This window comes from Haematobacter missouriensis (assembly GCF_000740775.1).
GTDB classification, from domain to species: Bacteria; Pseudomonadota; Alphaproteobacteria; order Rhodobacterales; family Rhodobacteraceae; genus Haematobacter; species Haematobacter missouriensis.
In genome coordinates, this window is record NZ_JFGS01000001.1 from 50932 (window position 1) to 64709 (window position 13778).

Consider the following 13778-nt stretch of genomic DNA (forward strand, 5'->3'; position numbering starts at 1 on the left):
GTCAGACCTTGCCCGCCAGCCGCGCCTGTTCCCTGCTCAGCGCGGCCAGAATCATTTCTGCCTCATAGGGTTTCTGCACCACGGGTATCTTCTCGAACACCGAGGGAATGATGGAACTGTCCCCGTAGCCTGTGGCGAAGATGAACGGGATCTTCCGTCGGATCAGCTCCTCCGCCACAGGGAAGGATGTGTCCCGTCCCAGATTCACGTCCAGAACGGCGAGGTCGGGCGCTGCGCGCTCGATCATTGACAGCGCCTCACCCGATGCGCGGGCTGCCGACACGTTGTCATAACCAAGATCACCCAACATCGCCTCCACATCCATCGCAATCAGCACCTGATCCTCGACAAGAAGTATGTTCAGGTCATGCGCGGGCGCCTGGGCTTGTGACTCCGGCTTGGGCAAGGACATGGATTCCTCCGTGTATGCGGTTTCGGCTGTGAGACCGCTCGACGTAACATGCTGAGAAGGGATCAGAAAACGGGCACGAAGCCCTTCCGGCGCGAAGGTCACCTCCGCCTCTCCGTCCAGATCGTGCGGAATGGAGCGGGTGATGAGCGTGGAGCCGAACCCGTCGCGCTTTGGCTCGACGACTTCCGGCCCGCCGCTCTCTGTCCAGGTGATCGCCACCGCTCCATCCGCGCGGCGCTGCCACTCGACGAGCAGCCTGCCTTCAGGCTCCGACAGCGCGCCGTATTTCGCCGCGTTGGTTGCCATCTCATGCAGTACGAGGGCGAGAACCGGGAAGGCGCGGACGTCAAGATGCACGGGCTCCCCGGAAAGCGTGACCGCATGTCCCAGATAGGGACCGAGTTCGGCACGCATCAGGTCATCGAGCATCCCGCCATCCTCGCCGCGGATCACCTGGTCGTGAGCATAGGCCAGCGCCTGAATGCGTCCGCGCAGATCCTCCACGTAATCCCTCAGGCTCCCGCCGTCGACGACCGGCTGGCCGATCAGCGACTTTATGAGCGCCAGCACGTTCTTCACCCGGTGGTTCAGCTCGTCGTTCAGCACCCGTTGTCGCAGGGCCGCGCGGTCGCGCTCATCGGCCAGCAGCTCGCTGTGGCGGAGCAGGATTTCCGTGATCGCGCTGCGGATCGACTCCGCCGCGTCTATTTCCTGAACGGTCCAGGGGCGCGACTGCTGATAGACGGTCTCCTTCCAGATGGCGAAGCTGCGCCGGGGTGTGAGGCGGTCGCCATGGGGGCCGGTCGTATAGGTCTTGTTCGGGTCTCCCGCCCAGTCGAGCGACTGGATGATCTCCTTGCGGAAGAAGAACATGTAATCGCGCGGCAACTGCGACAGCGGGATGATGAGCAAGCCGGAGGCCGCCTCATGATACTCCGCCGCTTCGGGCAGTATGGACGAAAGCGCATTGGTCGACCAGACGCGCCCCTGCGCCACATCCCGCAAATCGGCGACGATGCCCCGCGCCGCGCCCGGGGGAGGGGTGCTGCCGGTTTCCGTCCACAACCCGTCGATCAGCAGCGCCGCGCCGTCGGCATGCAGCACCTGCGCAAGGTCCGGCAGGCTGCGGACCAGCACCCGATCCGGCGGCGTGGTGCTGCCGAGATAGGTCAACCGCTCCACGGTCGCCCGGACCTCACGTGCGACCTCCAGCTTCTCCTGCCGCTGGAGGGAGCTGAGCTGGAGCGAGAGGAACTCCCCGAACATCTCCATCGACACGCGAAGCGACATCGGCAGGACGCGGCTTTCGTAATGGTGGCAGGCGATCAGCCCCCAGAGGCGGCCATCCACCACGATGGAGATCGACATGGAAGCGCCGACCCCCATGTTGCGCAGGTATTCGCAGTGGATGGGAGAGACGGCGCGCAGATGGGCCTGCGACAGATCGAGCTTGCGCCCTTGGTCATCCACTTCCGGCAGAAGCGGGACGCGATGGTCCGACGCATCGGATATGATGCGGATGGTGTTGCGCAGATAAAGCGCGCGGGCCTGGATGGGAATATCCGCAGCCGGGAAGTACTGGCCGAGAAAGCTCTCCAGATCATTCCGTTTCGTCTCGGCGATCACCTTGCCGGACCCGTCCTCCTGAAAGGCATAGGCCATCACCCGGTCATATCCAGTGGTGCCGCGGACCAGCCGGACAGCCTGCTGGATAAGGGCTGATTCCTGGTCGATGCGGCGGATGCGGGCCATCAGGGTGCGGCTGATCTCCAGCGGCGCGCCGCCGCCTTCCTCCGCGGGTTCGAACTCCACCACGATCTCTTCGCCGGAGCGATGGATGGCGATGTCGAACAGGGGACTGCCCTCCCGCGCTTCCACGGCGAAGAGCAGGGCGGGACGGTCAATGGCGAGCAGGAGAGCGTTGCGGAGCCGATGAAGGGCACCACGTCCCAGAACGGTGTCGGTCGATGTGCCGGGCCGGAGTTCCGGCGCCTCCAGCATGGCCGCGGCATTGGCAGAGACACGGTGCACCACCGTAAGATCGCCGCTCAGGGCGAGCAGGCAGCCATGCGGTTGAATGGCGCCGGGAACGTGGATCGGTTCCCGGTCGCAGGTCGTCAGATCGAGCTGGAAGTCCCCCTGCATCAGATACCTTTTCCAAAGGCGTTCTTGGCAAGGGCGAAGCAGGCGCTGCTCGCCGTGGCGGCGAGACCGAGATCAAAGTCGGTCTCCGCCTCAAGCCGGGCAAGAAACTCTCGCCATTGGGGTATGCGCCCTGCCTGGAGGACAAGGTGCCGCGCTCCATGTTCGCCTGTCAGCCCAAGCGTCTGTGCCTGCCGAAGCAACACCTGCGCCCCAAGGGTCGCGCCTTCCAGAACGTAGAGCGTACCGTAAGCCGTCTCGCGCCGCGCATCAAGAATGGGACCTCCCGCCAACGGGGCCATTGGTGTCAGGCCAAGGTCACGGATATCGGAAAGGAGAGCAGGGGCCACTCGGGCGGGTTGCCACCCCCGAAGCCCCTCCGGCAGAGAAATGGTCTGAAGTGCTGTCTCCACCGCGATCCGGAAACGGAAAAGCGCCAGGAGATAGTCACCATACCCGGCTAGGCTGTCCACGCTGCCGACAGTCTTGTCCACAACATCATGCAGGGCATGCGTTGCTGTACGCAGGTGCCAGCGTCGCGGCATATCCGTCATCAAAGTATCCTTCTCGCCAGCCATTCCGATGCAGGCCGCACCCTTCCCGTACGTGATCGATCACGCATGGGACAAGGGTGGAGGTATAGTGCTCTTTGACGATCTCGCCAGAGCTAGTGAATGCTTTCGCTGATCGGCTTCAGCGGCAGATCGTCGTGCGGGGGCACCGTCTGGCGTTCGATCATCCTGTGGACGCGCGGTGGCGCATCGCCGGAATGAAGGCTGCGGAGCCGCTTGGTGATCTCATAATCGCCGACGGTACGGCGCTGGTTATGGCGGAGATAATCCATCCATGTCGGCACATGATAGCTTTCGGTCCAGAGATCCGGCTGTTCGAGGTCACGCAGGAGCGCCCATTGCCGCGCGCCATCCCGGATGCGGATGCGGCGTCGCTCGCTCATCGCGGTAAGGAAGTCGTCGGTGTCCTCGGGGCGGATGACGTAATCAATCATGATCATCAGGGGGCCGCTGCGCTGCTTGATGTCGAGCCGCAGCGCCGGTTCGTTGAAGCGCTCCAAGGGGTCGAGGTTCACGGTGCCGAAAGCAGGCAGGCTCCAACCCAGCCCGAGCGCCATGCCGAGGACAAGCGTGATGGAAGCTGCGAGCAGCGCGACATCCACCCCGTATCCTTCGGCGATCATGCCCCAGACCCAGCTCCCGATCGCCATGCCGCCGAAAGTGAAGGTCTGATAGAAGGCAAGCGCCCGCCCCACGACCCAGCGGGGTGTGGAGAGCTGAACCGTCACGTTGAAGAGCGACAGAGCAATGACCCATCCCGCACCGCTCAGCAGGAGGAACAGACAGCTCAGCCACAAGTCCCGGCTGATGGCGAGAACGGCCGTGGTGATCGCCACTGCGAGAAAGCCGCAGCGGGCCACGTTCTCGTTCGAGAGCACTTCGCGCAACCGTGCGTTGGAGAGCGCTCCCCCGATCGCGCCTAGGCCGAAGCAGCCGAGCAGCAGGCCGTAGGTCAGCGCTGTGCCGTTCAGCAGCCGCTGCGACACGACGGGCAGCAGCGCGAGGATGGAAACCGCAGAGAAGCCGAAGCAGAAGGCCCGCAGCATCACTTTCAGCAGATGCGGCGACATGGAGACATAGCGCAGGCCGGAGCCGATCGCCCGGCCCAGTGGTTCACGCGCAAGAGGTGCGGGCTTGGGCTCCGGCTTCCATCGCCAGAGAGCGAAGATGAGCGAGACATAACTGAACGCGTTCAGCGCGAAGGCCACCGCTGCGCCCGCCGTCGCCACGATGATGCCGCCGATGGCCGGCCCGACGCTCCGCATCAGGTTGAAGCCCATGGAGTTCAGCGACACAGCCTGCGCCAGATCCTGCCGGGGAACGATGTCGCCCATGGAGGATTGCCATGACGGGTTGTGAAGCGCGGTCCCCACGCCGATCAGGAAGGTGAAGCCCAGAAGGATCCAGGGCGTCAGCAGTCCTGCAAAAGCGGTCAGCGCCAGTCCGATTGACACGAGCAGCATGAAGGACTGCGCGCACAGCATGATCCGCCGCCGGTCGAACGTATCGGCCAGTGCACCCGCCGGAATGGAGAACAGCATGATCGGCAGTGTGGTGGAGGCCTGAACCAGTGCTACCAGACCTGTGGACGTGGTCAGCGTGGTCATCATCCAGCCCGCGCCGACGCCCTGTATCAGCCCGCCGAGGTTTGACAGCAGCGTGGCCATCCACAGCATCCGAAACGTCTTGTGGCGGAAGGGGGCGAGAGAGGATGGGCGTTCAGGCACGGAAGCGTCCTCGCATGGCTGCTTAACGACCGAATATGTCGTTCTGGCGGCAACGGCAATGGCGGTATAGCTGCGCATCGAAGGATGTGACCTTTGCGCGATAAGCGGGAACTTCGCCGCTTAAGCGGCGTTTCATACCCCGATCGCGGAGGGTGCGAGATGCGCGACGAGGAGTTGGTACTGCCGCTTGCCGAAGAGCACGTGAAAATCTCAGTGAGAAATAGCGTGTCAGGTCGTGTGAGCGTTCATCTTCGTACTGAAACCGTTGTCGAGACTGCGGAAGTCGAACTGGCTTCCACGGAAGTTGAAGTGAAGCGTGTTGCGATCAACCGGGAGGTGGATGCAGTCCCCGAGACGCGTGTCGAGGGCGGTGTCACAATCATCCCCGTGGTCGAGGAACGTCTAGTCGTCCAGCGACGACTGGTACTTACGGAAGAGATACATCTGATCCAGCGCCAGAGGCGCGATGCTGTTTCCGTTCCGGTGACCCTGAGGCGTCAACGGTCTGAAATCATCAGAAGCGGCGGACCGTCCGAGGCCTCATCCATGAAAGAGGACCATATCATGGCCGACTATGGAAACCGGAACTTGACGGCATTTTTCGACAGCAAGGCAGAGGCGGACAAGGCGAAGACCGCGCTGAAGGCTCTGGGCCTTCCGGAGAGTTCCATCCGCGTTACCGGAGGCGAGGAATATGTCGGTCGCGCCTCCTCGGATTATGAGGATCGCGGCTTCTGGGAGAGCATCTCCGACTTCTTTTTCCCCGGCGACGAACGGGAGACCTATGCCGAAGGGCTTCGCCGCGGGGGATACCTCGTTGCAGTGAGCAATGTGCCTGACGACAAGCATGACCAAGTGCTGGACGTTCTGGAGGACGAAGGGGCCATTGACCTCGATGTTCGCGCGGATGAATGGCGTGAGCAGGGCTGGGGCGGCGAGACCGCGACCGGTGCGGCCACGGCCGCTGCGACAGGTGCGGCAGCGACTGCGGCAGCCACACTGAGCACCACGCGCGGCGACACGATGCCGAAGCAGATGGCTGCTTCGCAGCAAGCGAGTTCCGGCCAGATGGGCGGCACCGTCGGCAGCGCTCCGACCGCCGCGGCCTATGACGCCGCACGAGCCTATTCCGACAAGGACGAGGAAGAATATCGCGCCACCGACGAGATCATCCCGATCGTCGAGGAGCAGCTCCGCGTCGGCAAGCGGGATGTGAACCTTGGCCGGGTGCGGGTACGCTCCTACGTGGTGGAGACGCCGGTTTCCGAGGAGGTCACCCTCCACAGCGACCACGTCGAGATCGACCGTCATCCGGTAGATCGGGCGGTGAAGGCGGGTGAGGATCTGTTCCGCGAACGTGTGATCGAGGCCGAGGAACACGCCGAAGAAGCCGTGATCAGCAAGGAAGCCCGGGTGAAGGAGGAGATCGCGCTCCGCCGTCATCAGGAGGAGCACACCGAAACCGTATCCGACAAGGTGCGTCATACCGAGGTGGAGATCGAGGACGCACGCAAGGAGTTGAAAACGCGGAGCGCCGAGGTTGTCGACCCCCAGGACATGGCGGCGATTCGGGATACGAAGGACAAACCCGTTCGGCCCATCTGACTTTGGGCCGGCTGTAGGCCGCCTTTGGGAGACGCTGACCCTTGGGCCGCTTCATTGTAGGGAATGCATCGTGAAGGGGGCGGCCGCAGGAGCCGCCCCTTTCGCTTGCCGACGGTTCAGTCTTCCGAACGATCTTCCATCGCTTCCAGCTCATCTATGAAGCCGGAGATCATCGACAGGCCCTTGTCCCAGAAAGCGGGATCGGTCGCGTCCAGCCCGAAGGGTGCGAGAAGTTCTTTGTGATGCTTCGACCCGCCCGCCTTCAGAAGCGCGAAATACTTGTCCTGGAAGGACGGATCGCCTTCCTCATAGACCGCGTAGAGCGCATTCACCAGCCCGTCGCCGAACGCATAGGCATAGACGTAGAACGGCGAATGCACGAAGTGCGAGATATAGGTCCAGTAGGTCTCGTAGCGGTCCATGAAACGGAAGGCGTCGCCGAGGCTTTCCGCCTGCACGGACATCCAGAGCGCGTTGATGTCCTCGGGCGTGAGCTCGCCCTCCCGGCGCGCGGCATGCAGCTTGCATTCGAAATCATAGAACGCGATCTGCCGGACGACGGTGTTGATCATGTCCTCCACCTTGCCGGCGAGGAGCGTCTTCTTCTCCGCCGGTGTCTTCGCCTCCGCCAGCAGTTTGCGGAAGGTCAGCATCTCCCCGAACACGCTCGCCGTTTCCGCCAGAGTCAGGGGAGTGGAGGACAGAAGTTCCCCCTGTCCCGCGGCTAGCACCTGATGCACCCCGTGGCCCAGTTCATGGGCGAGCGTCATTACGTCCCGCGGTTTGCCGAGGTAGTTGAGCATGACATACGGATGCACTTCGGTAACGGTCGGATGCGCAAAGGCACCCGGCGCCTTCCCGGGTTTCACGCCCGCGTCGATCCAGCCCTTGTCGAAGAACGGCTCCGCGATCTCCGCCATCTTGGGGGAGAAGTCGGAATAGGCGTCAAGCACGGTTTTCTTCGCCGTCGTCCAGTCCACCGTTGTCGGCGCATCGACGGGGAGGGGGGCGTTCCTGTCCCAGATCTCCAGATGGTCGAGGCCCATCCACTTCGCCTTCAGGCGGTAGTAGCGGTGGGAAAGCTTTGGATAGGCCGCGACCACGGCGTTCCGCAGCGCCTCCACCACCTCCGGCTCCACCTGGTTGGACAGATGGCGGGCGGTCTGGGCGGTCGGCATCTTGCGCCAGCGGTCCTCGATCTCCTTTTCCTTGGCAAGCGTGTTGTGGACACGGGAAAAGAGCTTGATGTTCTGGCCGAACACCCGCGCCAGCTCCCGCGCCGCCGCTTCCCGCGTCGCGCGGTCGGTGTCGGTCAGCAGGTTGAGCGTGGCCTCAAGGTTGAGCGTCTCGCCCTTGACGGTAAACTCCAGCCCGGCGGTCGTCTCATCGAACAGCCGGTTCCACGCAGCAGCCCCGACGGCGGACTGGTCGTGCAGGAATGTCTCCAGCTCATCGGAAAGCTGGTAGGGACGCATGGCGCGGATCCGCTCGAAGATCGGCTTGTAGCGGGCGAGTTCGGCGTTCTCCGCAAAGCGCGCCTCCAGTGCCGCATCGTCGATCCGGTTCAGTTCGAGCGAGAAGAACACCAGCGGCGTGGTGAAGGTCGTGATCTTGTCCTGACAGTCGGAGAGGAACTTGGCCCGTGCGCTGTCCATGGTGTTTTGGTAGTAGCGCAACCCGGCATAGGACATGAGCCGCCCCGCCACGGTGTCGATGCGCTCATAGCGGCGGACGACGTCCAGCAGTCCCCCCGCGTCCAGATCGGCCAGACGACCCTGATAGGACGCGGCGAAGTCGGCGCATTCGGCCTCCAGCCAATCCATGTCCTCCCTGAGTTTCGGCGTGTCCGGGGCGGCATAGAGGTCGGTCAGGTCCCATTCCGGCAGATCGCCGAACGCGGCTGCGCCGGAGGCGGTGTCGAAAACGGGTCGGGGGAGGGGCAGGGCCATGGCAAGTCTCCTTTTGCGCCATAAACTGGTGCGGTCGGAGGGAGAGTGCAAGCTGTAGCAACGCCGGATGGCGACCTGCGGACTGTTATGGGGGTTTTGCGGAGCGGCGTGAGGCCCTTCTTTCCGGGCAGGAATTTCCGGGCTGAAGGACGCGGCTTCGGTCGCTATGATCCGCCTTCAAGGCAAGCGGAGGATCCCATGCTCAAGGTGGCTTTGGTGACCGGAGGATCGCGCGGCATAGGCAGTGCCATCGCGGAGGATCTGCAGCGCGACCACAAGGTCGTGATCACGTGGCGGACAACTGCGCCGGAGGGACTTCCCCCGGACATCATCGCCATCCACGCTGATCTTGCCGAGCCGGATGCGGCTCTCCGGGTCGTGACGGAAGTGATCGCGCAGCTGGGTCGTCTGGACGTGATCGTCAACAATGCGGGTGTTGTTCGGCACTCCCCGAAAGAGCGCTTCGATGCAGCAGCGGAGATGGCGATTCTTGCGGTAAACCTGCTTGCGCCTCAGGCACTCCTCGCGGCGGCCTTGCCGCATCTGAAACCCGGCTCCGCCATCGTGAACATATCTTCGGTGAATGCCGTGCTGCCCCCGCGCGACGCTTCCACCTATGGAGGGAGCAAAGCTGCGCTTAACCTCTGGACCCGCGCCATGGCGAAGGAGCTGGGGGGCAATGGGATCCGGGTGAATGCCGTGGCTCCCGGTGCCGTCAACACTCCCGAGCAACCCCGATCCGAAGAATTGACCGGGCTCTTCGTGCAGGAGACTGCTCTCGGCCGGATGGGGGAACCGCGCGATATCGCCCGCGCTGTTCGCTTTCTGGCGAGCGATCAGTCAGGGTTCATCACCGGGGAGGTTCTTACTGTCTCCGGGGGGTATCGTCTCTGACCGCCCCTGGTGGACAGCCGTCTTGCAGGCCGCGGGCCATTACCCGGGGGGAGCGGGTCATCACCCGCTACCCGGGCGGAGCGGGCCGGGCTTCCGCCTCTGCGAGCAAAGCGCGGAGCGTATCGAGCGTGTCGATCTCCGACACCGGCTTGTCCTGACGCCAGCGGAGCATCCGGGGGAAGCGGAGCGCGATGCCGGATTTGTGGCGGGGGGAGGGCTGGATGCCCTCGAAGCCGATCTCGAACACCAGTTCGGGCGGCACGCGCCGGACCGGGCCGAAGCGTTCGAGCGTATGGCTGCGGACCCATTGACTGATCTTGCGGAATTCCACATCCGTCAGGCCGGAATAGGCTTTGGTGAAGGGCACCAGTTCATTGCCGTCCCGCACCGCGAAGGTGAAGTCGGTATAAAGCGTCGCGCGCCTTCCGTGACCCGCTTGCGCATAGATCATCACCGCATCGACGGTCATCGGATCGACCTTCCACTTCCACCAGTCGCCCCGCTTGCGCCCGCCGGTGTACGGAGATGCGAGCCGCTTCAGCATCAGCCCCTCTGCGCCGATCGCGCGGGCGCGATCGCGCTGGAGGGGCAGGCTGTCCCAGTCTTCGAAGGCGAGAATTGGCGAGAGGCGAAGCGGCAGGTCTGGCGGCATCCCGCCGACAAGCGCCTCCAGCCCCGCCCGGCGTTCGGAGAGAGGCATGTCACGGATGTCCCGCCCCTCGGCCTCGAGCAGGTCATAGGCCAGCAACACCACGGGCGCATCATTGAGCACCTTGCGGGAAAGGGTCTTGCGCCCGATCCGCGTCTGGAGGGCGGAGAAGGGAAGCGGGGCCTCCCCCTCCCACGCCAATATCTCCCCGTCGATCACCGTCCCGTCGGGCAGGAAGTCCAGCGCGCGGGCAAGCTCCGGGAAGCGGTCGGTGACCAGTTCCTCCCCCCGGGACCAGAGGAAATGCGCGCCGCCGCGCCGGATGAGTTGCCCCCGGATGCCGTCCCATTTCCATTCCGCGATCCAGTCCGCCGGCGGCCCCAGCGCCACCGTCTCGCCTTCCAGCGGCGAGGCAAGACAGAACGGATAGGGCCGCGACAGGTCCGCCTCCGGGTCCGGTTCGAGCACGAGGCGCGCGAAGGTGGTGGTGTCCGGTGTCCAGCCGCCCATCAGCCGGTGGGCAAGGGTCGCTTCCTCCACCCCGGTGGCTTCCGCCAGCGCGCGCGTCATGAGGCCCTGGCTCACCCCCATGCGGAAGCCGCCCGTGATGAGCTTGTTGAAGATGAATCGCTCCTCGCCTTCCAGGCGGTCCCAGATGCCGAGAATCACCTGCTTGCGCGCGGGCTCATCCATCAGCGTGATGTCCCGCAGCCGGGCGATCCAGTCGGATAGCGGCAGGTCTTCCGCGCCCTTGGGGGCTGGAAGCAGCAGCGCTATCGTCTCCGCAAGATCGCCGACCATGGCGTAGCTTTCCTCGAACAGCCAGAAGGGCAGCCCGGCGGCCTCCGCCGCCCATTCGGCAAGCCGCGTGGCATTCACCGCGCGCTTCGGACGGCGGCCGGAGAGGAGGGCGATGGTCCAGAGCCGGTCCGCGTCATCGGCGGTGCGGAAGTAGTCGGCCAACGCCGTCACCTTGGCCCCCGTCTTGGTCGTGCGGTCCAACGCGGCAAAAAGGGCGGCGAAGCGCTTCATTCGACCACCTCATCCCCCGCCTCGTCGCCCTCGTAATGGGTTTCGACGATGGCGGCGTCGAAACCCTGCTCGGCAAGCCATCTGCGGAACGGCTGGGTATAGCCGTGGGTGACGAAGACGCGCTCCGCCCCGGTCGCCCGGATCGCGCTGTTCAGCCCTGCCCAGTCGGCATGATCGGACAGCACGAAGCCCCGCTGCACCCCCCGGTTCCGCCGCACGCCCCGCAAGGCCATCCAGCCGGAGGCCAGAGCAGTCTCCGCCGCGCCAAAACGCCGCGCCCAGGGCGAGGCCAGCGCAGAGGGCGGCGCCACGACCAGCGCTCCCGGCAGCGCGCGGAGATCGGTTTCCGGTGTCACGCGAACCGTGTGCGGCAGAGCGAGGCCCGCCGCCCGCAGCGCCTCCGTCGTGCCTTCTATCGCGCCATGGGTGAGCAGGGGACCGATCCCGTTGTCAACGGAGGCGAGAATCCGCTGCGCCTTTCCCAGCGAATAAGCTCCGATGATGGAAAACCGCCCCGCGGCAGCATTCGCCTTCCACCAGTCGTTCACCGCGCTCATGATTTCCGCTTGCGGCTGCCAGGAAAAGATCGGCAGTCCGAACGTGCACTCGGAGATGAAGGTATCGCAGGGCACCGGCTCGAACGGCTCCGACAGGCCGTCCGGTTCGGTCTTGTAGTCGCCGGAAACCACCCAGACCTCTCCGCCGCGCTCGATACGCACTTGTGCAGAGCCGGGAACATGGCCGGCCGGATGGAAGGACAGGGTGACCCCGCCGACCTGCCGCCGCTCTCCGTAAGGCAGAACCTCCACCCGCACGTCGCCCAGCCGGTAGCGAAGGATGGGCGCGGTGAGCGGCGTGGCAAGGTAGCGGTTGCTGCCGACACGCGCATGGTCCGAATGCGCATGTGTGATCACGGCCCGATCCACCGGCTGCCAAGGGTCTATGTGGAAGCCACCCTCTGGGCAGAAGATCCCGGCGTCGGTGAAGGTAAGGAGAGAGTTGCCCCGCATGCGTGAGAGATAGCGGTATCGCTTGCGTCGGCCACCCCCGCCTTGCGTGAACGAGCGCGGCGTGAGCGATTTCGGCAGACGCAATTTCCGGCGCCGGGGACCGTCCCACAGACGTTTTCGGACTGGCGGCAGGGTATCCGGCGGGCAAGTCGCAGGCCCCTGCGGCGAGGCAAGCGGCGATTGTTGCCTTTTCCTTTGCCACCATTGCTCTAGATGCAGAAAAATACGGCACAATTAGAAGAATGTGATGGCTTTGTGATGAAAAGACCGACTGTCCTGCACGTGGTAAAGCCAATCACCCGGCCCTGCTCTTCCCTAATGCCAGTCGGGCTGCTTAAGTGAGGCAGATCACGGCAGGCCGGCGGGACATGGCGACGACCTATTTTAATGAAATGTTCGATGGCGGGATTGTCCGCACTCCCTATGCAGGATTGGAAGACTGGACGAAGTCCATGCCTGCCGAACTCCGAACGCTGAAGCAGGCGGAGGCAGAGGCGCTTTTCCGGCGCATCGGCATCACTTTCGCCGTTTACGGCGAGGGTGGCGACCCGGACAGGCTCATCCCTTTCGACATGTTCCCCCGGGTGTTCACGCAGAACGAGTGGCGCAAGCTCGAACGCGGGATCAAGCAGCGCGCGCGCGCGCTGAACGCCTTCTTGGCCGATGTCTATGGGCGCGGGGAGATGATCCGGGCGGGGCGCATTCCGGCATCGCTGGTCTATCGCAACGAAGCCTATGAGAAGGCCGCCGCCGGCTTCATGCCGCCGCGGGGCGTGTTCTCGCATATCGTGGGGATCGACCTCGTGCGGACGGGGCCGGATCAGTTCTACGTGCTGGAGGACAACTGCCGCACCCCCTCCGGCGTCAGCTACATGCTGGAAAACCGCGAGATCATGATGCGCATGTTCCCGCAGCTTTTCCGGCAGAACCGGATCGCGCCCGTGGACCGCTACCCCGAGCTGCTGCGGCGGACGTTGAGCTCGGTCGCCCCCGCGAAGTGCGACAGGGACCCGACCATCGTCATCCTGACACCCGGGCATTTCAATTCCGCCTATTACGAGCATTCCTTTCTGGCCGACCTCATGGGTGTGGAGCTGGTGGAGGGGCAGGATCTGTTCGTGGAGGGCGAATTCGTCTGGATGCGGACGACGGAAGGCCCGAAGCGGGTGGATGTGATCTATCGCCGGATCGACGATGCCTTCATCGACCCGCTGTGCTTCCGGCCCGATTCCATGCTGGGCATTCCGGGATTGATGGATGTCTATCGCTCGGGCGGGGTCACCATCTGCTCCGCCCCCGGCGCGGGCGTGGCCGATGACAAGGCGGTATATACCTATGTGCCCGACATGGTGCGTTTCTATCTGGGGGAAGAACCCATCCTTCAGAACGTGCCGACGTGGCAGTGTCACAAGGCGGACGAATACAAATACGTCATGGAGCACCTCGCCGACCTGGTAGTGAAGGAAGTGCATGGTTCGGGCGGCTACGGCATGCTGGTCGGCCCGAAATCGACAAAGGAGCAGATCGCCGCCTTTGCGGAGCGTATCCGCGCCAATCCCTCCAACTACATCGCGCAGCCGACACTCGCGCTTTCCACAGTGCCGAGTTTCGTGCAGGAGGGAATCGCGCCCCGGCATGTCGATCTGCGGCCCTACTGTCTGGTGGGAGAACGGGTGGAGCTTGTACAGGGCGGGCTGACCCGCGTCGCGCTGACGGAGGGATCGCTTGTGGTGAACTCCTCGCAAGGCGGCGGGGTCAAGGACACCTGGGTTCTGGCGGAGTGATG

General features: G+C 64.2%; 9 protein-coding genes and 1 pseudogene. 4 read left to right on the top strand and 6 right to left on the bottom strand.

All coding sequences use genetic code 11. The features are described 5' to 3' along the window. Window position 1: 1 nt before the first annotated feature. From CG51_RS00250 to CG51_RS00260, 3 genes are all read right to left on the bottom strand, one after another. The gene (locus CG51_RS00250; RefSeq protein WP_035740681.1) at window positions 2-2557 is read right to left on the bottom strand and encodes an HWE histidine kinase domain-containing protein; all 2556 of its coding nucleotides are present in this window, start codon (window positions 2555-2557) and stop codon (window positions 2-4) included. Beyond that, the gene (locus CG51_RS18995; protein ID WP_051929948.1) at window positions 2557-3108 is read right to left on the bottom strand and encodes a biliverdin-producing heme oxygenase; all 552 of its coding nucleotides are present in this window, start codon (window positions 3106-3108) and stop codon (window positions 2557-2559) included. Before CG51_RS18995 ends, CG51_RS00250 begins: the two co-directional genes overlap by 1 nt. Window positions 3109-3221: 113 nt before the next feature. Continuing rightward, window positions 3222-4853 (bottom strand): MFS transporter, encoded by a 1632-nt coding sequence (locus CG51_RS00260; protein ID WP_035741219.1) that lies wholly within the window; start codon window positions 4851-4853, stop codon window positions 3222-3224. A gap of 159 nt (window positions 4854-5012) precedes the next feature. Here CG51_RS00260 and CG51_RS21080 point away from each other — a divergent pair. Further along, window positions 5013-5354, top strand: a pseudogene (locus CG51_RS21080) (DUF2382 domain-containing protein); the annotation flags it as partial. Between the two features lie 63 nt (window positions 5355-5417). Further along, window positions 5418-6458, top strand: coding sequence for a YsnF/AvaK domain-containing protein (locus CG51_RS00265; protein ID WP_169742243.1), 1041 nt, complete (start codon window positions 5418-5420; stop codon window positions 6456-6458). Window positions 6459-6574: 116 nt separating this feature from the next. Here the strand turns inward: CG51_RS00265 and CG51_RS00270 are convergent, their stop codons facing one another. Next, complete coding sequence (locus CG51_RS00270; protein ID WP_035740682.1) at window positions 6575-8407, bottom strand: M3 family oligoendopeptidase; 1833 nt, start codon at window positions 8405-8407, stop codon at window positions 6575-6577. Between the two features lie 198 nt (window positions 8408-8605). On the opposite strand from CG51_RS00270, the gene CG51_RS00275 reads away from it, so the two are divergent. After that, a complete protein-coding gene (locus CG51_RS00275; protein WP_035740684.1) occupies window positions 8606-9301 on the top strand; it encodes an SDR family NAD(P)-dependent oxidoreductase in 696 nt (231 codons plus the stop codon). A 67-nt stretch (window positions 9302-9368) separates the two neighbouring features. On the opposite strand, the gene CG51_RS00280 is transcribed toward CG51_RS00275, so the two are convergent. Both CG51_RS00280 and CG51_RS00285 read right to left on the bottom strand, forming a co-directional pair. After that, the gene (locus CG51_RS00280; protein WP_035740685.1) at window positions 9369-10982 is read right to left on the bottom strand and encodes an ATP-dependent DNA ligase; all 1614 of its coding nucleotides are present in this window, start codon (window positions 10980-10982) and stop codon (window positions 9369-9371) included. Further along, a complete protein-coding gene (locus CG51_RS00285; protein ID WP_035740687.1) occupies window positions 10979-11992 on the bottom strand; it encodes a ligase-associated DNA damage response exonuclease in 1014 nt (337 codons plus the stop codon). Before CG51_RS00285 ends, CG51_RS00280 begins: the two co-directional genes overlap by 4 nt. A 368-nt stretch (window positions 11993-12360) precedes the next feature. Here CG51_RS00285 and CG51_RS00290 point away from each other — a divergent pair, with 368 nt between their 5' ends. Next, a complete protein-coding gene (locus tag CG51_RS00290) occupies window positions 12361-13776 on the top strand; it encodes a circularly permuted type 2 ATP-grasp protein (RefSeq protein WP_035740689.1) in 1416 nt (471 codons plus the stop codon). The last annotated feature ends 2 nt before the right edge of the window (window positions 13777-13778 follow it).

Excerpts from the sequence above, each read along its gene's own strand:
- CG51_RS00250 (WP_035740681.1), bottom strand. The coding sequence starts at position 2,557 with ATGCAGGGGGACTTCCAGCTCGATCTGACGACCTGCGACCGGGAACCG.
- CG51_RS18995 (WP_051929948.1), bottom strand. The coding sequence starts at position 3,108 with ATGACGGATATGCCGCGACGCTGGCACCTGCGTACAGCAACGCATGCC.
- CG51_RS00265 (WP_169742243.1), top strand. The coding sequence starts at position 5,418 with ATGGCCGACTATGGAAACCGGAACTTGACGGCATTTTTCGACAGCAAG.
- CG51_RS00270 (WP_035740682.1), bottom strand. The coding sequence starts at position 8,407 with ATGGCCCTGCCCCTCCCCCGACCCGTTTTCGACACCGCCTCCGGCGCA.
- CG51_RS00275 (WP_035740684.1), top strand. The coding sequence starts at position 8,606 with ATGCTCAAGGTGGCTTTGGTGACCGGAGGATCGCGCGGCATAGGCAGT.
- CG51_RS00280 (WP_035740685.1), bottom strand. The coding sequence starts at position 10,982 with ATGAAGCGCTTCGCCGCCCTTTTTGCCGCGTTGGACCGCACGACCAAG.
- CG51_RS00285 (WP_035740687.1), bottom strand. The coding sequence starts at position 11,992 with ATGCGGGGCAACTCTCTCCTTACCTTCACCGACGCCGGGATCTTCTGC.
- CG51_RS00290 (WP_035740689.1), top strand. The coding sequence starts at position 12,361 with ATGGCGACGACCTATTTTAATGAAATGTTCGATGGCGGGATTGTCCGC.